Annotated in this window: 15 protein-coding genes, 1 tRNA gene and 1 pseudogene; 3 read left to right on the forward strand and 14 right to left on the reverse strand. The window is 70.3% G+C overall.

The features are described 5' to 3' along the window. Positions 1-32: 32 nt before the first annotated feature. The 11 genes from prmC to ABZ826_RS02055 all read right to left on the reverse strand — a co-directional run bounded on the left by prmC (position 33) and on the right by ABZ826_RS02055 (position 13141). Positions 33-878, reverse strand: coding sequence for a peptide chain release factor N(5)-glutamine methyltransferase (gene prmC, locus ABZ826_RS02005; RefSeq protein ID WP_361440724.1), 846 nt, complete (start codon positions 876-878; stop codon positions 33-35). A gap of 41 nt (positions 879-919) precedes the next feature. Beyond that, on the reverse strand, positions 920-1996 hold the full coding sequence (gene prfA / locus ABZ826_RS02010; protein WP_361440727.1) for a peptide chain release factor 1: 1077 nt from the start codon (positions 1994-1996) through the stop codon (positions 920-922). A gap of 150 nt (positions 1997-2146) precedes the next feature. Then, positions 2147-2371 carry a 50S ribosomal protein L31 gene (gene rpmE / locus ABZ826_RS02015; protein ID WP_361440730.1) on the reverse strand — a complete coding sequence of 75 codons (225 nt, stop codon included), beginning with the start codon at positions 2369-2371 and terminating at the stop codon, positions 2147-2149. Between the two features lie 142 nt (positions 2372-2513). Then, a complete protein-coding gene (locus tag ABZ826_RS02020) occupies positions 2514-3617 on the reverse strand; it encodes an LCP family protein (protein ID WP_361440733.1) in 1104 nt (367 codons plus the stop codon). A gap of 411 nt (positions 3618-4028) precedes the next feature. Next, a complete protein-coding gene (gene rho, locus ABZ826_RS02025) occupies positions 4029-6041 on the reverse strand; it encodes a transcription termination factor Rho (RefSeq protein ID WP_361440736.1) in 2013 nt (670 codons plus the stop codon). A 384-nt stretch (positions 6042-6425) separates the two neighbouring features. Continuing rightward, positions 6426-7343: a homoserine kinase gene (gene thrB / locus ABZ826_RS02030; protein ID WP_361440739.1), complete on the reverse strand. Its 918-nt coding sequence runs from the start codon at positions 7341-7343 to the stop codon at positions 6426-6428. Positions 7344-7706: 363 nt separating this feature from the next. Then, positions 7707-8777, reverse strand: a complete 1071-nt coding sequence (gene thrC, locus ABZ826_RS02035; protein WP_361440741.1) for a threonine synthase — start codon at positions 8775-8777, stop codon at positions 7707-7709. Positions 8778-8783: 6 nt separating this feature from the next. Next, positions 8784-10133: a homoserine dehydrogenase gene (locus ABZ826_RS02040; RefSeq protein WP_361440744.1), complete on the reverse strand. Its 1350-nt coding sequence runs from the start codon at positions 10131-10133 to the stop codon at positions 8784-8786. A 125-nt stretch (positions 10134-10258) separates the two neighbouring features. Further along, the gene (gene lysA / locus ABZ826_RS02045; RefSeq protein WP_361440747.1) at positions 10259-11650 is read right to left on the reverse strand and encodes a diaminopimelate decarboxylase; all 1392 of its coding nucleotides are present in this window, start codon (positions 11648-11650) and stop codon (positions 10259-10261) included. A gap of 26 nt (positions 11651-11676) precedes the next feature. After that, positions 11677-12672 (reverse strand): ArgS-related anticodon-binding protein NrtL, encoded by a 996-nt coding sequence (nrtL, locus tag ABZ826_RS02050; RefSeq protein ID WP_361440750.1) that lies wholly within the window; start codon positions 12670-12672, stop codon positions 11677-11679. Positions 12673-12727: 55 nt separating this feature from the next. After that, positions 12728-13141: a response regulator gene (locus ABZ826_RS02055; RefSeq protein WP_361440752.1), complete on the reverse strand. Its 414-nt coding sequence runs from the start codon at positions 13139-13141 to the stop codon at positions 12728-12730. A gap of 238 nt (positions 13142-13379) precedes the next feature. Between ABZ826_RS02055 and ABZ826_RS02060 the strand changes: the two genes are divergently transcribed. Continuing rightward, positions 13380-13451, forward strand: a tRNA-Arg gene (locus ABZ826_RS02060). A gap of 338 nt (positions 13452-13789) precedes the next feature. Here the strand turns inward: ABZ826_RS02060 and ABZ826_RS02065 are convergent. Both ABZ826_RS02065 and glyA read right to left on the reverse strand, forming a co-directional pair. Continuing rightward, positions 13790-14167, reverse strand: coding sequence for a hypothetical protein (locus tag ABZ826_RS02065; protein WP_361440755.1), 378 nt, complete (start codon positions 14165-14167; stop codon positions 13790-13792). 477 nt (positions 14168-14644) lie between these two features. After that, positions 14645-15043 (reverse strand): annotated as a pseudogene (gene glyA / locus ABZ826_RS02070) (serine hydroxymethyltransferase); the annotation flags it as partial. A 485-nt stretch (positions 15044-15528) separates the two neighbouring features. On the opposite strand from glyA, the gene ABZ826_RS02075 reads away from it, so the two are divergent. Both ABZ826_RS02075 and ABZ826_RS02080 read left to right on the forward strand, forming a co-directional pair. Continuing rightward, positions 15529-17004, forward strand: coding sequence for a hypothetical protein (locus tag ABZ826_RS02075; protein WP_361440758.1), 1476 nt, complete (start codon positions 15529-15531; stop codon positions 17002-17004). Between the two features lie 210 nt (positions 17005-17214). Continuing rightward, entirely contained in the window at positions 17215-19176 is a 1962-nt protein-coding gene (locus tag ABZ826_RS02080) for a S53 family peptidase (protein WP_361440761.1), read from the forward strand. A gap of 89 nt (positions 19177-19265) precedes the next feature. Here the strand turns inward: ABZ826_RS02080 and ABZ826_RS02085 are convergent, their stop codons facing one another. Next, a complete protein-coding gene (locus tag ABZ826_RS02085) occupies positions 19266-20345 on the reverse strand; it encodes a Ku protein (protein WP_361440764.1) in 1080 nt (359 codons plus the stop codon). Between the last annotated feature and the right edge of the window lie 20 nt (positions 20346-20365).

Here is a 20365-nt window from a genome sequence, read left to right on the forward strand (position 1 = left end):
CGGGTACGGGTCGTGCGGGTGGTGGCCGCCGGTCACGGCATGGCCTTGCGGGCCGTGGCGAACCGCGGCCGGTTGTTCAGGTCGGGGTGGTCGGCCGCGTCGGCCCAGCCACGTTCCTCGGTGAAGATCCACGGCACCTGGCCGCCCTGGGTGTCGGCGTGCTCGATGACGACGAGGCCGCCGGGGCGCAGCAGGCGGTGCGCGGTGCGTTCGATGCCGCGGATGGTGTCGAGGCCGTCCTCGCCGGAGAACAGGGCCATCTCCGGATCGTGGTCGCGGGCCTCGGGTGCCACGTACTCCCATTCGGTGAGCGGGATGTACGGCGGGTTGGAGATGACCAGGTCGACCTGGCCGTCGAGCTCGGGAAGAGCCGTGAGCGCGTCTCCGCGGTGGACGGTGACCCTGGACCCCTCGGCGTTCTTCCTGGTCCACCTGAGGGCGTCGTCGGAGAGCTCCACGGCGTGCACCCGGGAGCGCGGCACCTCCTGGGCCATGGCCAGGGCGATGGCGCCCGATCCGCTGCAGAGGTCGACCACGGTCGGCTCCACCACGTCCATCGCGCGCACCGCGTCTATCGCCCAGCCGACGACCGATTCGGTCTCCGGCCGGGGGACGAAGACGCCGGGGCCCACCTGGAGCTCCAGGTAGCGGAAGAAGGCGCGTCCGGTGATGTGCTGCAGCGGTTCGCGGGCCTCGCGGCGGGCGATGGCCTCCCAGTAGCGGGCGTCGAAGTCCGAGTCCGGCACACGGTGCAGTTCGCCCCGCTTGACGCCGTGCACGAACGCGGCGAGTTCCTCCGCGTCGAATCGCGGTGAAGCCACACCGGCGTCGGCCAGCCGCTGGGTGGCCTGGGCCACCTCGGCGAGCAGCAGGTTCATCGCGGTTCTCCGTACGGGGTTACGGGCGGGGCGGGTCTTGCTTATGCGGCGGCGAGCTTGGCGGCGGAGTCGGCGTCGACACAGGCCTGGATCACGGAATCCAGGTCGCCGTCGAGCACCTGGTCCAAGTTGTACGCCTTGAAGCCGACGCGGTGGTCCGAGATCCGGTTTTCCGGGAAGTTGTACGTACGGATCTTCTCGGAACGGTCGACCGTACGCACCTGACTGCGCCGTACGTCCGACGCTTCCTGCTCCGCGGCCTCCTGCGCGGCCGCGAGCAGACGCGAACGCAGGATACGCATGGCCTGCTCCTTGTTCTGGAGCTGGCTCTTCTCGTTCTGGCAGGAGGCGACGACGCCGGTCGGCAGGTGGGTGATGCGGACCGCCGAGTCCGTGGTGTTGACGGACTGGCCGCCGGGCCCCGAGGAGCGGTAGACGTCGATACGGAGATCGTTGGCGTGGATCTCGACGTCGACCTCCTCGGCCTCGGGCGTGACGAGCACGCCGGCGGCGGAGGTGTGGATGCGGCCCTGGGACTCGGTGGAGGGCACCCGCTGCACGCGGTGCACCCCGCCCTCGTACTTCAGCCGGGCCCACACGCCCTGGCCGGGCTCGGTGGCGCCGTTGCCGCCCTTGGTCTTCACGGCGACCTGGACGTCCTTGTAGCCGCCCAGCTCGGACTCGGTGGAGTCGATGATCTCGGTCTTCCAGCCGACGCGCTCGGCGTAGCGCAGATACATCCGCAGCAGATCACCGGCGAACAGGGCGGACTCGTCGCCGCCCGCGCCCGCCTTGATCTCCAGGAGCACGTCCTTGTCGTCGCTGGGGTCGCGCGGGACCAGGAGGAGGCGGAGCTTCTCGGTGAGCTCTTCGCGCTGCTTCTCCAGATCCTTCACCTCGGCGGCGAAGTCGGGGTCGTCGGCGGCGAGTTCGCGGGCCGTCTCGATGTCGTCCCCGGCCTGCTTCCAGGAGCGGTACGTGCCGACGATCGGGGTCAGCTCGGCGTAGCGCTTGTTGAGCCTGCGCGCGTTGGCCTGGTCGGCGTGGACCGCCGGGTCCGCGAGCTGCTTCTCAAGATCGGCCTGTTCACCGATCAGTTCCTCGACCGCCTCGAACATCTTCGGGCTCCTGGTTTCTTCACTCAAACGTGCCTGCTGGACGGCCTGATGCCGGCCGGGCGGGGATACGGGCCGCGCACCCCCGGCCGGAAAAAACGCCGGTTCCGACGCCCCCGGGAAGAGGACGCCGGGAACCGGCGCAGTGGCTCGCTACTTGCTGGCGGAGCCGGCAGCCTTGCCGAAGCGGGCCTCGAAGCGGGCCACACGGCCACCGGTGTCGAGGATCTTCTGCTTGCCCGTGTAGAACGGGTGGCACTCGGAGCAGACGTCGGCGCGGATGGTACCGGCGTCGATGGTGCTCCGGGTCGTGAACGACGCGCCACAGGTGCAGCTGACCTGCGTCTCGACGTACTCGGGGTGGATGTCGCGCTTCAAGGGTTTCTCCTAGGTTCGGGAGGGCACCGGGTCGTCCGCGCGGATTGCGCGTCCGTGAACCGGGGCCGACGTACCAGTCTGCCAGGACCGGCCGTATCTCCCAAAACCGGGGGCGGGCCGCAACTATTCCCGGCCCGCCCGGTCATCGCACGACGCTGCCCGCCACGCCCTTGTCGCCCGCCGACTTCTCGGTGGCGGAGGCGGGGATCGCCTTGTCCTGCTTCAGCGCCGTCCAGACCTGCTGCGCGGACTCTTCCAGCGGTACGACGCGGTTCGGGTCGGCCGGGTCGTACTGCACGGGCAGGGTGACCATGTGGACGTTCTTCGCGCCGAGCCCCTTGAGGCCGTTGGCGAAGCCGGTGAGCTGCTGGACCGAGCCCAGGTCGGAGTCGCTGGTGATGGCCTTGGTCGCCGTGTCCGCGAGGTCGAAGAGGGTCTTCGGGTTCGAGAACACCCCGACGCTCTTGACCTGTTCCATGAGCGCCTTGATGAATGCCTGCTGGAGCTGGATGCGGCCGAGGTCGCTGCCGTCGCCGACGCTCTTGCGGGTACGGACGAGTCCCAGCGACTGCTCGCCGTCGAGGGTGTGGGTGCCGGGCTCCAGGTCGAGATGGCTCTTGGAGTCGTGGATCGCTCGGGTGGTGGTGATCTTCACGCCGCCCAGCTCGTCGATGAGCTTCTTGAAGCCGGTGAAGTCGACTTCGAGGTAGTGGTCCATGCGGATACCGGACATGGACTCGACGGTCTTGACCGCACAGGCCGGTCCACCGACCTCGTACGCCGTGTTGAACATCGCGCGCTGCTCGCCGGCGACGGGCTTCCCCGTCGTGTCACTGGTGCATTCCGGGCGGGTGACGAGGGTGTCGCGCGGGATGGAGACGACCGAGGCCGCCCTGTGGCCCTTGTTGACGTGCACGACCATCGCGGTGTCGGAGCGGGCCGTGCCCTCGTCGGCGCCGTACTCGGAGTTCGCGCCGGAGCGGGAATCGGAACCGAGCACGAGGATGTCCTCGGAACCGTTGTCGACGTTGTCGGGGCGGTCCTTGCCGAGCGCCGCGTTGATGTCGACGGCCTTGAGATTGCCGTTGAGTTTGAAGTAGGCGTATCCGAGCCCGCCACCGCCGACGATCACGACGGCTGCCAGGGTCCAGATCGCCGCCAGCTTCGCCCTGTGGCGTCGGGAGGGCTTCCTCCGGCGTTTGCCGGTGGGGCGTATTCGGCCGCCGCTCCCGCTCTGCTCGGTCATCCGTCTCCTTCGGTCGTCAGCTTCTCCCGGCTACCCCCTGCAGCGGTGTTCGGGCACTGAGTCGTCGCTCGGGCGACTTGTCGCCACTTCATACGACGTCGCGGCACGAAGAAGGGTTGCACAGCGACCTGTCGCCCCCGCATGAGGACAAAAGGGACGCGGGGCCTCGACGAACAGCTGGCGATCCCGCGCTCACCTGCGGTTTCTTGCCCCGTCCGGGCATCACGGCGGCAGCCGCTGCCGCGACCGTCATGTGGCGAAGGTCTCGGATCGGCCGAAAAGGCCGGATCGGCTGCGTCACATGCGCGGACACCACGACACAGGGCCGCCCCCGTCACCGGAGTGACGGGGGCGGCCCTGTGTTCGGCCCTGTTGTCCGGCCTCTGTCGTTCGGCCGGTCCGGGTGCGACGTCAGTCGTTGCCGTTGCCCGGGGCCGGCGTCGTCTTCTGGATCTGGAGCAGGAACTCCGCGTTGGACTGGGTCTTCTTCATCCGGTCCAGGAGGAGCTCGATCGCCTGCTGCTGGTCGAGCGCGTGCAGCACCCGGCGCAGCTTCCAGACGATCGCCAACTCGTCGCTGCCGAGCAGGATTTCTTCCTTGCGGGTGCTGGACGCGTCGACGTCCACCGCCGGGAAGATGCGCTTGTCCGAGAGCTTCCGGTCGAGCTTGAGCTCCATGTTGCCGGTGCCCTTGAACTCCTCGAAGATCACCTCGTCCATGCGCGAACCGGTCTCGACCAGCGCGGTGGCCAGGATGGTCAGCGAACCGCCGTCCTCGATGTTGCGCGCGGCACCGAAGAACCGCTTCGGCGGGTAGAGCGCGGTCGAGTCGACACCACCGGACAGGATGCGTCCGGACGCGGGAGCCGCGAGGTTGTACGCACGGCCCAGGCGGGTGATGGAGTCCAGCAGGACGACCACGTCGTGACCCAGCTCGACGAGACGCTTGGCGCGCTCGATGGCCAGCTCGGCGACGGTGGTGTGGTCCTCGGCGGGACGGTCGAAGGTCGAGGAGATGACCTCGCCCTTCACCGACCGCTGCATGTCGGTGACCTCTTCCGGACGCTCGTCGACCAGGACGACCATCAGGTGGCACTCGGGGCTGTTGACCGTGATCGCGTTGGCGATCGCCTGCAGGATCATGGTCTTGCCGGTCTTCGGCGGGGCCACGATCAGGCCTCGCTGGCCCTTGCCGATCGGTGCGACCAGGTCGATGATCCGCGTCGTCAGGACGTTGGAGTCGGTCTCCAGGCGGAGCCGGTCCTGCGGGTAGAGCGGGGTCAGCTTCTGGAACTCCGGGCGGCCGCGTCCGGTTTCGGGCGCCATGCCGTTGACCGAGTCGAGGCGGACCAGGGCGTTGAACTTCTCGCGCCGCTCGCCGTCCTTGGGCTGGCGCACCGCGCCGGTGACGTGGTCACCCTTGCGCAGGCCGTTCTTGCGGACCTGGGCGAGCGAGACGTACACGTCGTTCGGGCCCGGCAAATAGCCGGAGGTCCGGATGAACGCGTAGTTGTCGAGGATGTCCAGGATGCCCGCGACGGGGATCAGGACGTCGTCGTCGGAGACGGGGACCTCGTTGGCGAATTCCTCGCGGCCACGACGGCCACGACGGTCGCGGTAGCGGCCACGGCGACCGCGGCGGCCGCCCGCCTCGTCGTCGTAACCGTCGTCCTGCGGTCCGCCGCTCTGCTGGCCCTGGCGCTGCTGGCGCTGGCCGCCCTGCTGGCCCTGCTCGTCGCCCTTGCCACGGCGGTCGCGCTGGCGGTCGCGGCGCTCCCCGCGCTCCCCGCGCTCCTGGCGGTCGCCCCGGTCGCCGCGCTGTCCGCGGTCCTGACGGTCGCCGCGGCGGCCCTCGGCCGTGTCCGCGGCGGCTTCGGCCTTCGCGTCGGCGCGCTCTTCGCCCTTCGGCTCGGCCGGCGCCTCCGCCTTGGCCTCGGCGGCCGGCTTGCCCTCCGCCTTGCTCTCCGGGCTGCCCGCCTGAGCGGTCGCACGGCGCCGACGGCGCTCGCCCGTGGGCTGGTCGTCGCTGGCCGGCTGGCCGGGGATGTCGATCTGCTGCTGGGCCGCGGCCTTCTCGGCGGGCGCGGCGGCCGCGGACTCGTCCCCGGTGCGCGCCTTGGAGGTGGCACGGCGCTTCGGCTTGGTCTCGGCATCCGCGGCGGGCGCGGCGGCCTTGGGCGCGGCGGTGTTACCAGCCTGCGCCTCCTTGATGACCTCGATCAGCTGGCCCTTGCGCATCCGCGCAGTGCCCTTGATGCCGAGGCCGGACGCGACCTGCTGCAGCTCGGCCAGGACCATGCCGTCAAGGCCGGTGCCGGAGCGGCGGCGCCGTGTGGTGGTGCCAGTGGCAGCACCTTCGGCGGGCGCAGCACTGTCGACGCTCTTGTCGGCAGTCACGCCCATCAGATCGGTGGTGTCGCTCACGAAGGGTCCTTCCCTGGAGCGGACGTCGGCCTTCTGGCTCGGCGACCGGTTGTGCTGTCCGACTGCGGTCTGTTTCTTGCGGACCGTGCCGGGGCGGTGGTCCGCCGGATACGGCGGAGAGATGAAGGTGTGCAAGGGTCCGGCGCGAGCATCCCCCTGCTCGGCCCACTCCTGGACAAGCGAGAGGTGTCGTGCCGGTTCCGGAGCGTGCACGAAACTGCTCAGGCAGGCTGCTCAGGCAGTTGGGGAGGCTCCCGGAAGAAATGTGGTCCCGGAAAGGGACACGAAGCAACGCGCCACATAGACGTCGGTTGCAGACTTGAGGTTAACACTTCCGGCTCCAACAAACATTCCCCCTCTCACTCACCGGCAATCACTTCTCGGCTATGGGGCGAGCGGCAGCACACTCGCACCGGGGGCATCGAGCGTGAGCCGATTGGCCGCCCATCCCTCACCCGCCAGCCGTGCGACCTTGTCGGCCGCACCGTCCTCGGCCAGTGCGAGCACGGTCGGCCCGGCACCGGAGATGACCGCGGGCACGCCGTCGGCACGCAGTCGGTTCACGAGTTCCACGCTCTGCGGCATCGCCGGGGCGCGGTACTCCTGGTGCAGCCGGTCCTCAGTGGCGGTGAGCAGCAGTTCGGGGCGCCGGGTCAGGGCCTCGACGAGAAGCGCGGCACGGCCCGCGTTGAAGGCGGCGTCGACATGCGGGACCGAGCGCGGCAGCAGCCCGCGGGCGGTCTCGGTCAGGACCGGCCTGCCGGGGACGAAAACCACCGGAACGATGGAATCTGCGGGATCCATCCTGATCGCGCGGGCCGATCCGCCGTCCATCCAAGCGAGGGTGAAGCCGCCGAGCAGGCAGGCCGCGACATTGTCGGGGTGGCCCTCGATCTCGGTGGCGAGTTCCAGCAGCGCGGCGTCGTCGAGTCGGGCGTCACCACCGGTCGTCACGGCGCGGGCGGCGACGATGCCGGCACAGATGGCGGCGGAGGAGGAGCCCAGGCCGCGCCCGTGCGGGATGCGGTTCGCGCAGACGATCTCCAGGCCGCGGGGCTGTCCGCCGAGCAGGTCGAAGGTGGTGCGCAGGGAGCGTACGAGGAGGTGGCTCTCGTCGCGGGGCAGCGTGTTAGCGCCCTCACCGGCGATATCGATGTGCAGTCCGGAGTCGGCTACGCGGACGACGACGTCGTCGTACAGCCCCAGCGAGAGGCCGAAGGCGTCGAAACCCGGGCCCAGGTTGGCGCTGGTCGCGGGGACGCGCACCCGGACGGCGGCGGCTCGGAAGGCAGGACCGGCCATCGGTTGGACGACTCTCCTTGTGAGGCAGCGGGGGTGGTGGAGCGATTTCTCGACAGTGGCTGAGGTCGTGGCGACGGGGAGTGGGATTCCGGGGAAACCGACGGCCACAACGGCCCTTGCACCGCGGCAGATGCGGCGGGGCGGGTTGGGTACAGCTTATCGAAGGAAGGTTCTGTGGCGACATAGGGCGCACAGGAGGCGCACGATGCGTGTCGCCCGCCTCCTATGCGCTCTCCGCCCCGAAAAGGGACGGTTGAGCTGGGTTCTTACCGGGATCCCCGCCGACGGTGAGCCGGGCGCCCGGCGGGGCGGGCCGGGCTCCCATCTTGTGAGCTCCTCTTACGCGAGTCTTGTGAGCTCCTCTTACGCGAGGCCCAGCTTCTCGGCGGCGGTGGCCGCGTCGACCGGGACCGTGACCGGCTGCGGAGCGCCTGCGACGGCCCAGTCGGGGTCCTTGAGCCCATTGCCGGTGACCGTGCACACGATCTTCTGGCCGGGGTCGACCTTGCCCTCTTCGGCGGCCTTCAGCAGACCGGCGACGGACGCGGCCGAGGCGGGCTCGACGAAGACACCCTCCTGGGAGGCCAACAGCCGGTAGGCGGCCAGAATCTGGCGGTCCGTCACCTCATCGATGAAACCGCCCGATTCGTCCCGGGCGTTCAGCGCGTACTGCCAGGAGGCCGGGTTGCCGATCCGGATCGCGGTGGCGATGGTCGACGGGTCCTTGACGATCTCGCCGCGGACGATGGGCGCGGAGCCGGAGGCCTGGAAGCCCCACATGCGCGGGGTGTGCGTGGACATGCCGTCCCCCGCGTACTCCTTGTAACCCTTCCAGTACGCGGTGATGTTGCCCGCGTTGCCGACCGGGAGGACGTGGACGTCCGGTGCATCGCCGAGCGCGTCGACGATCTCGAACGCGGCGGTCTTCTGGCCCTCGATACGGACCGGATTGACCGAATTGACCAGCGCCACCGGGTAGTTGTCCGAGAGCGAGCGGGCCAGGGTCAGACAGTCGTCGAAATTGCCGTCGACCTGGAGGATCTTGGCGCCGTGCACGAGCGCCTGACCCATCTTGCCGAGCGCGATCTTGCCCTGCGGCACGAGGACGGCGCACACCATGCCGGCCCGCACCGCGTACGCGGCGGCGGAGGCGGAGGTGTTGCCGGTGGAGGCACAGATGACGGCCTGTGCGCCCTCCTCCTTGGCCCGGGTGATCGCCATCGTCATACCGCGGTCCTTGAAGGACCCGGTGGGGTTGGCGCCCTCGACCTTGAGGTGCACCTCGCAGCCCGTGCGCTCGGAGAGGACCTGAGCGGGCACGAGCGGCGTACCGCCCTCACGGAGCGTGACGACCGGCGTCGCGCTCGTGACCGGAAGGCGGTCCCGGTACTCCTCGATGATGCCGCGCCACTGGTGGGTGCCCTTGCTGGTCATGGGTCCTTACTCCCCTTCAACACGCATGATGCTGGCGACACCGCGCACGGTGTCGAGCTTGCGCAGCGCCTCGACGGTCGCCGAGAGGGCGGCGTCGGGCGCGCGGTGGGTGACGACGACGAGAGAGGCCTCGCCGCCCTCCCGCCGCCCGCCGCCACCCTCGGCGGAGGCGACCGCGTCGCCGCTGGATACATTTCTACCCTGCTGACGGACGGTATCGATCGATACGCCCTGTTCGGCGAAGACCGTCGCGACCTGGGCGAGCACGCCAGGCTTGTCGGCCACGTCGAGGCTGATGTGGTACCGCGTGACGACCTCGCCCATGGGGCTGACCGGCAGGCGCGTGTACGCGGACTCGCCGGGGCCGGTGGCCGCGTTGAGCTTGTTGCGGCAGACCGCGACCAGGTCGCCGAGGACCGCGGAGGCGGTCGGCGAGCCACCGGCGCCGGGACCGTAGAACATCAGCCGGCCGGCCGCCTCGGCCTCGACGAAGACCGCGTTGTACGCCTCGCGGACAGAGGCCAGCGGGTGGCTCAGCGGAATCATCGCGGGGTGCACGCGCGCGGTGACGGACTGCCCGTCGGCGGCGCGCTCGCAGATGGCGAGGAGCTTGACGGTGCAGCCCATGCGGCGGGCGGAGACGATGTCGGCGGCGGTGACCTCGGTGATGCCCTCGCGGTGCACATCACCGATCCTGACCCGGGTGTGGAAGGCGATCCCGGCGAGGATCGCGGCCTTGGCGGCGGCGTCGAAGCCCTCGACGTCGGCGGTCGGGTCGGCCTCGGCGTATCCGAGGGCGGTGGCCTCGTCGAGCGCCTCGGAGTATCCGGCTCCGCTCGTGTCCATCCGGTCGAGGATGAAGTTGGTGGTGCCGTTCACGATGCCGAGGACCCGGTTGACCTTGTCACCGGCGAGGGACTCGCGCAGCGGACGTACGAGCGGGATGGCACCGGCCACGGCGGCCTCGTAGTAGAGGTCCCGGCCGTGCTGCTCGGCGGCGGCGTGCAGTGCGGCGCCGTCCTCGGCCAGCAGCGCCTTGTTGGCGGAGACGACGCTCGCGCCGTGCTCGAAGGCGGTGGTGATGAGCGTACGGGCGGGCTCGATGCCCCCGATGACCTCGATGACGACGTCGATGTCGCCGCGTTTGACCAGGGCTGTCGCATCGGTGGTGATCAGTGCGGGATCGATGCCCTCGCGTACTTTGGAAGGCCGGCGCACGGCGACACCGGCGAGCTCGACCGGCGCGCCGATGCGCGCGGCGAGGTCGGCGGCCTGCGTCGTCATGATGCGCGCCACTTCTGAGCCGACCACTCCACAGCCCAGCAGCGCCACCTTCAGCGGACGCGTACGCATCATCCGACCTCGTTTCCTTTACATCTGATGTGTGGACCAGTCTCACTCACCGGACGAGCGTTCCTGCCATCCGTCCGGATCCTGAGACATCTGCGGGGGTCCGGGGGTGTCCCCCGGGAAAATCGGCATCAGCCGACATCGAGACGCAGGAGATCTTCCTCCGTCTCGCGCCTGACGATGACACGCGCCTGACCGTCGCGCACGGCGACGACGGGCGGGCGCAGGGCGTGGTTGTAGTTGCTCGCCATCGAGCGGCAGTAGGCACCGGTGGCGGGCACGGCGATCAGGTCGCCGGGGGCCAGGTCGGACGGCAGGAAGGCGTCCTTGACCACGATGTCGCCGCTCTCGCAGTGCTTGCCGACGACGCGGACGAGCATCGGCTCGGCGTCGGAGGTGCGCGATGCGAGCGCGACGCTGTACTCGGCGTCGTACAGCGCGGTGCGGATGTTGTCCGACATGCCGCCGTCGACACTGACGTACGTACGCAGCCCCTCCAGGGGCTTGATCGTGCCGACCTCGTACAGCGTGAACGCGGTCGGGCCGACGATGGCGCGGCCCGGCTCGACGGAGATCCGCGGGGTGGCGAGCCCGGCCGCCTCGCACTCGCGGGTCACGATGTCGCCGAGCGCCTTGGCGATCTCGTGCGGCTCGCGCGGGTCGTCCTCGGAGGTGTAGGCGATGCCCAGCCCGCCGCCCAGGTCGATCTCGGGCAGCTCGACCCCGTGCTCGTCACGCACCTCGGCGAGCAACTGCACCACGCGCCGGGCGGAGACCTCGAAACCGGCCATGTCGAAGATCTGCGAGCCGATGTGCGAGTGGATGCCGATCAGTTCGAGCCCGTCGAGGGTGAGCGCCCGGCGCACCGCCTCGGCGGCCTGGCCGTCGGCCAGCGCGATCCCGAACTTCTGGTCCTCGTGCGCGGTGGCGATGAACTCGTGGGTGTGCGCCTCGACGCCGACGGTCACCCGGATCTGTACGCGCTGCCGCTTGCCGAGCCGCTGCGCGACGTGCGCGACCCGGGCGATCTCCTGGAAGGAGTCGAGCACGATCCGTCCGACGCCGACGGTGACCGCCCGCTCGATCTCCTCGACGGTCTTGTTGTTACCGTGGAAAGCGATGCGCTCGGCGGGCATCCCGGCGTCCAGCGCGCAGGTCAGCTCTCCCCCGGAACAGACATCGAGGTTGAGCCCCTCCTCCTTGAGCCAGCGCACGACGGCCCGCGAAAGGAACGCCTTTCCGGCGTAGAACACATCGGCGTCCCGCCCGAAGGCGCCGGCCCAGGCCCGGCAGCGGGCCCGGAAGTCGCTCTCGTCGAGGAAGTAGGCCGGGGTGCCGAACTCCTCGGCCAGTCGCGTCACTTCGATCCCGCCGACGGTGACCGTGCCGTGCTCGTCACGGGCGACGGTACGGGCCCAGACCTTCTCGTCCAGGACGTTGAGATCGGCGGGCGGGGCCGTGTAGTGCCCTTCCGTCATGACATCGGCGTGACGGGGCCCGGCGGGGTGTGCGGATCGGCTCATGGTGTTGCTCTGCTCTCTCGGGTCTCTCAGAGGACTTCGGGTGCGCTGATGCCGAGCAGGGACAGGCCGCCTGCCAGCACCGTCCCGGCGGCTTCGGCGAGGGCGAGCCGGGAACGGTGGGCGGCCGAGGGTTTCTCGTCACCGACGGGCAGCGGCGAGGCGCCGTCGTGGAAGTCGAAGAATGCCTGGGCAATCGCTTCGAGCTGCCGGGCGACCCGGTCGGGCTCGCGGTGGCGGGCGGCTGCGGCGAGCACACCGGGATGGTCGGCGAGGAGCGCCCCGAGCACGGGCGCGTCCACGCTCTCCTCGTACGCGGAGCGGAACCCGAGCTGTTCGGCGTTCCAGCTCAGGGCGCGGGTCCGGGCGTGGGCGTACCGCACCCGGAACAGCGGATTGCTCTCCCCCTGCACGAGCAGCTCGTCGCTCCCGGTGCACCGGGGCCGGTCGTGCGGGGCGGCCCGCAGCAGCGCCCAGCGCGCGGCATCGCTCCCGAGCCGCGCGAAGAGATCGCGGTCGGAGGCGGGAACGGCCACCACGTGCAGCGCCTCGCCGCCGGCCATACGTTCCCTGACCTCCGCGCCCTGGGACCGGAGCAGCCGCTCCACGGTCTCGGTGACGACGCGGGCGCGCGGCTCGTCGACGGGTGCGAAGGAGACGGTGGTATCGACGAGGTCGTCCCCGTGCCCGTACTCGGTACCGCTCGCCTCAATGGCGCCGACAAGGACGGCCAGGCCGTCGTCACCGTCCAGGGTGAAGTTCAGGAACCCGGGTCCGGTGACCTCGACGCCGCCGATCCCCGGCGCCCCCTGCACCCGCGCCCGGAGGATCTCGGCCACTTCCCTGGCCGGCAGCGCGGCGGGCCGGGCCAGCTGGAGGGCGACGGCACAGGCGTAGTCCCCACGCCCGCCGGGCCGGGTCCGCTCCACCCGCACACGCGCGGGCACGGGCGCGCGCAAGGCGTCCTCGTCGACCGCGCGGCGCACGGCGTGCAGCACGGTCCTGGAGAGATCGGCGGGGGTCACAGGACAAGCGTATGGGAGGAAGGGGGGCACCCCGCGACCCGGTTTCGCCATGCGGTCACCCTGCGGCGCTCTCCGCCTTCCCGGCACCGTGTCTGCCGTCGAGCGACGGCGGGTCCTTGCGGTCCATCAGCTGCCGTACGAGCCGCACCAGCTCGCTCGGCTCGAAGGGCTTCGCCAGGAAGGCGTCGACCCCTGCGGCGACCCCGCTGTCCACCTCGAAGGGCGTGCAGGCACTGATGATCGCCACGGGCAGATGTCCGGTCCGCCGATCGGAGCGCAATCTGGTGGCGGTCTGCAGACCGTCCAGCCTGGGCATGACGACGTCGAGCGTGATCACATCGGGGCGGACCCGATGAACCAGATCCAGACACTCGACACCGTCGGCCGCGGTCACGACCTCGAAGCCCTCAAGCTCAAGATTGACCCTGATCAACTGCCGGATGACCTCGTTGTCGTCGACAACAAGCACGCGACCACACGCCCCTGACACACTCCGAGAATAGGCGGGACGTAGGGGCTGCGTCCGGGTTTTGCCTATTTCCGACCCCGGACGAGTGGTGCGAGCGGTGGCCGAATGCATCCGGAACGCACCGCACTCCCCCTCCTCGGGACCCGCGCCGCCACCTCCGGAGCCCGGAAATACCTGTTCACGGACACCCCGCCGAAGCTGGTAGTGTTTCACCCGTCGCCGAGCAACACAGCGATACGCCCTCGTAGCTCAGGGGATAGAGCATCGGCCTCCGGAGCCGTGTGCGCAGGTTCGAATCCTGCCGAGGGCACCTTGAACAAGGTGCCGAATTGACCCTCTGATCAGCGGAAACGCTGAACAGAGGGTCTTTTTCATGTATGCGTCGCCAGCATCCGGAAACGGGCCGGGGAACCATCTGCGCCCGCCCGGCGCGGCGGCGACCTGTCCTCCACGGCGCAACGGGCCGGGCTCAGACGGCCGGCCCCGGACAGGGCACCTGGGGCCTTTCGTTTGGATCAGGCCGGATCAGGCAGCTCGTTTGGATCAGGCCGGATCAGGCAGCAGGGTCTGGTGCTGTGGGTCGCAAAGCGGAGGAGGGCGACCAGGCCGGCCCCGACGACCTGCGTGTCCTGCATGACAGCACCTTGATCACGAGCCCTCGTCCTCCGGGCCGCCGGAACCGACCTGTTCCGCCCGCAACGCCAGGTCCTGCAGCACATCGGCGGAGGACACGTCCGTCTGTCCGGAGTCGTGCACCTGGGCCAGCATCGCGAAGGCCAGGGTGAACGCGCCGACCAGCTGCTCCACCGCGCCCCCGACCTCCCGGCCGACGACCGCCGCGACCTCTTCGATCGAGGCGTCCTCGGGGATCGTGATCCGGGGCATCGTCTCGTTCAGGAGTGCGGTCACCACGCTCGAATCGGTCTGCACGTCGTCGCGGTCGACGTCCTCTTCGAGGAGCCGACGGATCTCGCCCGCCTCCGTGAGGATGCCCACCACGCGCTTCACCACTTCGCTCTGCTCCATGCCGTGAGCATAGGCGTGGAGCCGTGCGGGCGGCGATCAGTCGGCGTTTCCCGACGCCGTCGGTTCGGGTGGACCATGCCTGTGCCTGTGCGACGAGTACCCGGTCGAAGGGGTCCGTGACGGCGTTCGGCGCAATGCCCGGGTCGTCCTCACCCTCGGCACCGCCGGACAGCGAAGTCGGGCCGCTACCGGTGGTCGACCGCGGCAGGCACTCCGCAACCGTGCCGCTTCGCCGACTCCGTGGCGAAGACGCCAAGGGCCGTGCGCTCGCGGTCCGAGGCGGTGGTGCGGGGACGGAGCGGCTCCAGCGTGTACAACGCTTTGCCGGTGGGGCAGCTTGCGGTGGTCCAGGATCTGTCCCCGTTGCTGCCCGAGCGGCCCACGTAGTCATGGGGGTTGCGGAACGGGTCGTGGCGAGGGGCGTTCGGGTAGGGGCCGCGGCCGAGGTCATCGCCCCGGCCGGTGCACCCGCGTCCGTCAGCCCACCGGCAGCCCCGGTGCCGGGTAGCCGTCCATCAGGGCCTTCACCTCCGTGCGCATCTTCTCGACCGTGGCCTCGTCGTCGGTGCGCGCCGCCTCGACCACGCGAGTGATCCACTCCGCGATCACGGCCATCTCCGAGGCCGGGACGCCTCGGGAGGTCAGGGCCGGCGTGCCGATGCGGATGCCGGAGGGGTCGAAGGGCTTGCGGGGGTCGTAGGGGACGGTGTTGTGGTTGACGACGATGCCTGCCCGGTCCAGGGCCTTGGCCGCGATCTTGCCGGGGACGCCGCGCGAGGTCAGGTCGATCAGCAGGAGGTGGTTGTCCGTGCCGCCGGAGACCAGGTTGAAGCCTCGGGACGCCAACTCCTCGCCCAGACTGCGGGCGTTGGTGACCGTGCGGGTGCGGTCACGGGGTCCTCCCGGGTCGGTCGCATTGCTGCGGTGGACCCGGATGCCCAGGCGGACGGCTCTCCGGCGATGACGCCCCCGGGCGGGCCCGGGGTGTGCCGCTCCCTCGTGGTCGATTCCACGGAGCACCCCTGCCAGGGCACGCGCCAGTCGCGGCACTGGGCACTTTACCGGGTGCGGCGTCGGGCCGCTGCGATATGGGCCGATTCGTCGACCGCCGACCGGCCGGACGACCGGTCCGGATTGACACTGTTCAGGGCGTCGTGGAAGGTAATTCAACCGGGCGCGGATCGAGGCCCGTATAGCTCAACGGTTGGGGGGCCGACGTGAGTTGGGACGATCAACACTTCGGGGCAGGGGCGAGTCCCTCGCCGCCGTCCGCCTCGCCTCCCCCGCCCCCTCTCCCTCCCCCGAGCCGGCCGCCCACCGTCGGGCCGCCGCCGCCGGGAGGCGTTCTGCGCTCCGTGGCCGTGGGGCTGCTCAACCTGAGCGGGTTCGGGCTCGGCTACGCGCTGATGCGATGCTGGTTCAGGACGGTTCTCTGCTGGGCGGCGACCGGTGCGCTGCTGCTGGCCGCCCTCCCGGCCGATCCCGACGGGGTCGCAAGCGGAATGGTCGTCGCGTATCTCGTCGTGCTGGTCCTGGCGGCCGTGGACGGGGCGAGGACCGCACGGCGTCGCACCGTCGGCGGGTCGTGGCAACCGATGGTGGCGGCCGGGGCCGGCCTGGTGCTGCTGGCGGTGCCTGCCGGGGGTGTGGTGGCCTACGGCTCCGCGCAGGACGAGGCCGTGGAGCAGATGCTGCTCGACCGGCTGGACCGGGGCGACCGGAGTGTCGAGACCGCCTCCGGCAAGCCCTTCGCCGCCGCACGGGGCGACTACCAGGCGGCGCTCACCATCTATCGGGGGCTCGGCGAGAAGCACTCCGGATCGAGGGCCGGGAAGCTCGTGCCGCAGCGGCTCGACGCGTACTACAAGGCGGTCTCGGCGCCGTACCGGCAGAAGAAGCTCTGCGAGGCCATCGAGCCGCTGACCTACCTGCGGACCCTGCCACGGTCGATCGACCCGAAGCTGCTGGGCGATCTCGCCGGCTACCCCGACGGTCCGCTCGCCGCCTCGCTGTACGAATGCGGGGTGTCGAAGCTGGGTGCCGTGCCGACCGGTACCAGGAACAGCGACGAACTGGGCGAGCTGCTGCGTACGTTCCCCGACTCGGCCGAGGCCGGGAAGGTGGGGCCCGCGGTCTCCAGAAAGATCTCGGAGCAGAGTCGGGCCGTGCGCGGAAGCGACCCCTGCGCCGCCAGGGACACGTTGCAGCGGCTCCGTACGACCGCCCTCGCATTGCCGGACAAGTCCGTCTCGGCGCTGGCCCCGAAGACCGACGGCGGCATCCGGAACGGCGAATACGCCTGCGGAGTCGCCCAGTTCAAGTCCAAGCGGTTCGACCAGGCACAGCTGACGCTGACGGAGTTCGCCGCCACGTACAAGAAGGACAAGCGCCGGGCGCGGGCCCGGGACATCGCCGTCGCCGCCGAGATAGCCGCCAGACGGCCGGCCGCCGGAAAGCACCTGCCACCCCCGGGCCCACCGGGCGGGGGCCGGATGGAGCTCGTCATCAGCAACGACGCCCCCGACGGGGTCGAGATCCTCTACACCGGGCCGGTGACGGGACGGACCAGCATCAAGGGGTGCGGCAGGTGCACGTCGTACTCCTGGGTGAGCGGGGCCGCCGCGGCCTGCAAGGCCCAGGGGAAGAGCTACCCGAAGGTGACCCTCCGGCTGCCCGCGGGCGAGTACCACTTCCTGTACAAGCACCGAGGGGCCTCGTCCGGCACAGGCGTGACGAGCTACGCGGACGGTTCGAAGATCCAGCCCGGATACCGGTACACCGGCTGTACGTACGTGAGCAGGTCTCCCGGACTCGGCTACGAGCCGAAGGGCACCTGAGGCGGGAGCGTGAGCCGCCCGCCCTTTTGTCGACGGGCGGGCGCAATTGGGCATGTTCTCCACGAACTACCCTGCAGATGCGTTCACTTGGTCGATTCTTGGTGAATGCATGCCCCTTACATGAGGCGTTCCTCGCCAGAGTGGCGCATTACATGTGCACATCATCCGGCACATGCTCCACACGCGAAGACCCACATCGCAGGGGGTTATATGAGAACCAGCCGCGCGAGAAATCGCGCCGCGCTGAGCATGGCGGCGACACTCCCGCTGCTTGCCGGCGCGCTCGCCCTCGGGATACCGAACGCCAGCGCGGACTCCGCGCCGAGCGGGCGGGACGCACTGCAGGGCACCAAGCCCGCCTGGGCGACCGCCGCGGCCGACCGGGGGGCCACGTCCGACAGCGGCAAGGTCAGCGTCCGGGTGCATCTGGCCGGACGGGACGCGAAGGGACTCGCCGCGTACGCCGCCGCCGTGTCCGACCCGCGGTCCGCCTCGTACGGGAAGTACCTGAGCGCCGAGCGGGCACAGGCCCGGTTCGGAGCCACTCAGCAGCAGATCGACCAGGTCGGTCAGTGGCTGAGGTCGAACGGACTGACCGTCACCGGCGCCAACCGGCACTACGTCTCGGCCACCGGTGATGTCGCCGCCGCCGAGAAGACGTTCGGCACCCAGCTGCGCAACTACCGCAAGGGCAACCGGACCTACCGCGCCCCTGCCTCCAACGCCTCCGTGCCCGCCGGGCTGAGCGACGCCGTCCTCGCCGTGTCCGGCCTGGACAACGCGCCGCACAAGTCGAGCCACGACGAGACGCTGCCGCCGCCGGACGCCGTGTTCCGCAATTCCGGCCCCTTCTCCTCGTACTACGGCTCGAAGACCGCGTCGTCGCTGCCGAGCGCCTACGGCTCCAAGGTGCCGTACGCCGTCAAGGGGTACACGGGCAAGCAGCTGCGCGCCGCGTACGGTGCGGGTGACTGGACCGGCAAGGGCGTCACCGTCGCGATCACCGACGCGTACGCCTCGCCGACCATCGCCAAGGACGCCGCCGAGTACGCCAAGCGCAACGGCGACGCCCCGTACCGTCGCGGGCAGCTCAGCCAGGTGCTGCCGGACGACTACACGAAGACCGAGGAGTGCGGGGCCTCCGGCTGGTACGGCGAGGAGACCCTCGACGTCGAGGCCGTGCACGCGGTCGCGCCCGCCGCCGACATCGTGTACGTGGGCGGCGCCTCCTGCTACGACGCCGATCTGCTGGACTCGCTGAACAAGGTCGTCGACCATCGGCTCGCGGACATCGTCTCCAACTCCTGGGGCGACATCGAGGCCAATGAGACCCCGGACATCGCGGCCGCGTACGACCAGGTCTTCAAGATGGGCGCGATCGAGGGCATCGGCTTCTACTTCTCCTCCGGCGACGACGGCGACAACGTCGCGTCCACGGGTACGAAGCAGATCGACGTCCCGTCCAACTCTGCCTGGGTGACCTCGGTCGGTGGCACCGCGCTGGCCGTCGGCAAGAACGACACGTACCAGTGGGAGACCGGCTGGGGCACGCTGAAGGCCAACCTCGCCGACAACGGCAAGAGCTGGACGGGCTTCCCCGGCGCGTACACCTCCGGCGCGGGCGGCGGCACCAGCTCGTCCGTGAAGCAGCCGTTCTACCAGCGGGGCGTCGTCCCGGACTCGCTCGCGCGGGCGAACGGCAAGCAACGGATGCGCACGGCCCCGGACATCGCGGCCGTCGCCGACCCGAACACCGGCTTCCTGGTCGGCCAGACCCAGACGCTGCCCGACGGCTCGCTCGGCTACGACGAGTACCGCATCGGCGGTACGTCACTGGCCGCGCCGGTCATCGCCGGTGTCCAGGCGCTCGCGCAGCAGGCCCGGCACGGTCTGCCGATCGGCTTCGCCAACCCGGCGATCTACGCCCGGTACGGCTCGAAGGCGTACCACGACGTCACCGACCACCCGCTGAGTCCGAACCGCGATCTCGCGGTGGCCCGGGTGGACTTCGCCAACGGCGTCGACGCCGCGGACGGCGTGCTGACCTCGTTGCGCAGCCTCGGCAAGGACGCCTCCCTCAAGGCGGTCAAGGGATACGACGACGTGACGGGGGTCGGGACTCCGGCGGCCGGTTACGTGAACTCGTACCGCTTCCCGTTCCGCAGGCACTGAGCCACCGGTCCGGTGCCGACGGCCGCCCCGGGGCCTGCCTCCGGGGCGGCCGTCGGCCGTGTGCGCGCCCGCCGGGGAAGCGTCCCTCCTCAGGCCGAAGCGCGCTTGCGGGAGGCCGTCTTCTTCGTCGCCTGCTTCGAGTCCGACTTCGCGGCGGTCTTCTTCGCCGTGGTCCCCGCGCCCGCCTCGACGGCCGGCTTCTTCGTCGACCGTGCGGCGGTCTTCTTGGCGGGCGCCCGGCTCGACGCGGACTTCTTCGTGGCCGCGGCCGTCTTCTTGGCGGGCGCCGCGGCCTTCTTCTTCGCCCCGGTTCCGCCGGACTTCTTGCGGCCGGCGAGGGAGGTGACCTCGGCCCTGGGGCGGTCCGACTCCTCCTCGGTCTCCGGCTCCTCGCCACGGGCCTCCTTCGCCGCCCGGACGCTGTTCTCCAGGGCCGCGATCAGGTCGATGACCTTGCCGCCGGGCTCGTCCGCCGCCGCCGGCTCCAGGGCGCGGCCTTCCGCCTTCGCCGCGATGAGTTCCTCGACCGCCTCGCGGTAGTCGTCGTGGAGCGAGTCCATGTCGACCTCGCCGAGGGTGGCCATCAACGCGTCGGCCAGGTCGAGTTCGGCTTCGCGGACCGTGACCTCGACCTCCGGGGCGACACCCTCGGGGCTGCGGATCTCGTCCGGCCAGAGCAGGCCGTGCATGGCGATCACGTCGTCGACCACCCGCAGCATGCCGAGCCGTTCCCGGCCGCGCAGGGCGTACTTGGCCAGCGCGACCTTCTGGCTCCGCTTCAACGCCTCACGCAGCAGGGTGTACGGCTTGGCCGCCGGGACGCCGTTGGCCGAGAGGTAGTACGCCGCGTCCATCTGGAGCGGGTCGATCGAGGCCGCCGGCACAAAGGCGACGATCTCGATCGTCTTGGCGGTGGGAAGCGGGAGGGCGCCGAGGTCCTCGTCGGTGATCGGGATCATCGAGCCGTCGGCGTCCTCGTAGGCCTTGCCGATCTCGGCCGCGGAGACCTCCTGCTCGTCGATCTCGCAGACCTTCCGGTAGCGGATCCGGCCACCGTCGGCCAAGTGGACCTGGCGGAAGGAGATCGAGTGGTTCTCGGTGGCGTTGACCAGCTTGATCGGGATGCTGACCAGCCCGAAGGAGATGGCGCCGTTCCAGATGGACCTCACTGTTCACCCCTTGTGTCCGT

This window comes from Streptomyces sp. NPDC047515 (assembly GCF_040643055.1).
Classification (GTDB): Bacteria; Actinomycetota; Actinomycetes; order Streptomycetales; family Streptomycetaceae; genus Streptomyces.

Coding starts and splice junctions, on each gene's coding strand:
- ABZ826_RS02065 (WP_361440755.1), bottom strand. CDS start 14,167: ATGGAGCAGAGCGAAGTGGTGAAGCGCGTGGTGGGCATCCTCACGGAG.
- prmC (WP_361440724.1), bottom strand. CDS start 878: ATGAACCTGCTGCTCGCCGAGGTGGCCCAGGCCACCCAGCGGCTGGCC.
- ABZ826_RS02020 (WP_361440733.1), bottom strand. CDS start 3,617: ATGACCGAGCAGAGCGGGAGCGGCGGCCGAATACGCCCCACCGGCAAA.
- thrC (WP_361440741.1), bottom strand. CDS start 8,777: ATGACCAGCAAGGGCACCCACCAGTGGCGCGGCATCATCGAGGAGTAC.
- lysA (WP_361440747.1), bottom strand. CDS start 11,650: ATGAGCCGATCCGCACACCCCGCCGGGCCCCGTCACGCCGATGTCATG.
- ABZ826_RS02040 (WP_361440744.1), bottom strand. CDS start 10,133: ATGATGCGTACGCGTCCGCTGAAGGTGGCGCTGCTGGGCTGTGGAGTG.
- ABZ826_RS02080 (WP_361440761.1), top strand. CDS start 17,215: ATGAGAACCAGCCGCGCGAGAAATCGCGCCGCGCTGAGCATGGCGGCG.
- thrB (WP_361440739.1), bottom strand. CDS start 7,343: ATGGCCGGTCCTGCCTTCCGAGCCGCCGCCGTCCGGGTGCGCGTCCCC.
- prfA (WP_361440727.1), bottom strand. CDS start 1,996: ATGTTCGAGGCGGTCGAGGAACTGATCGGTGAACAGGCCGATCTTGAG.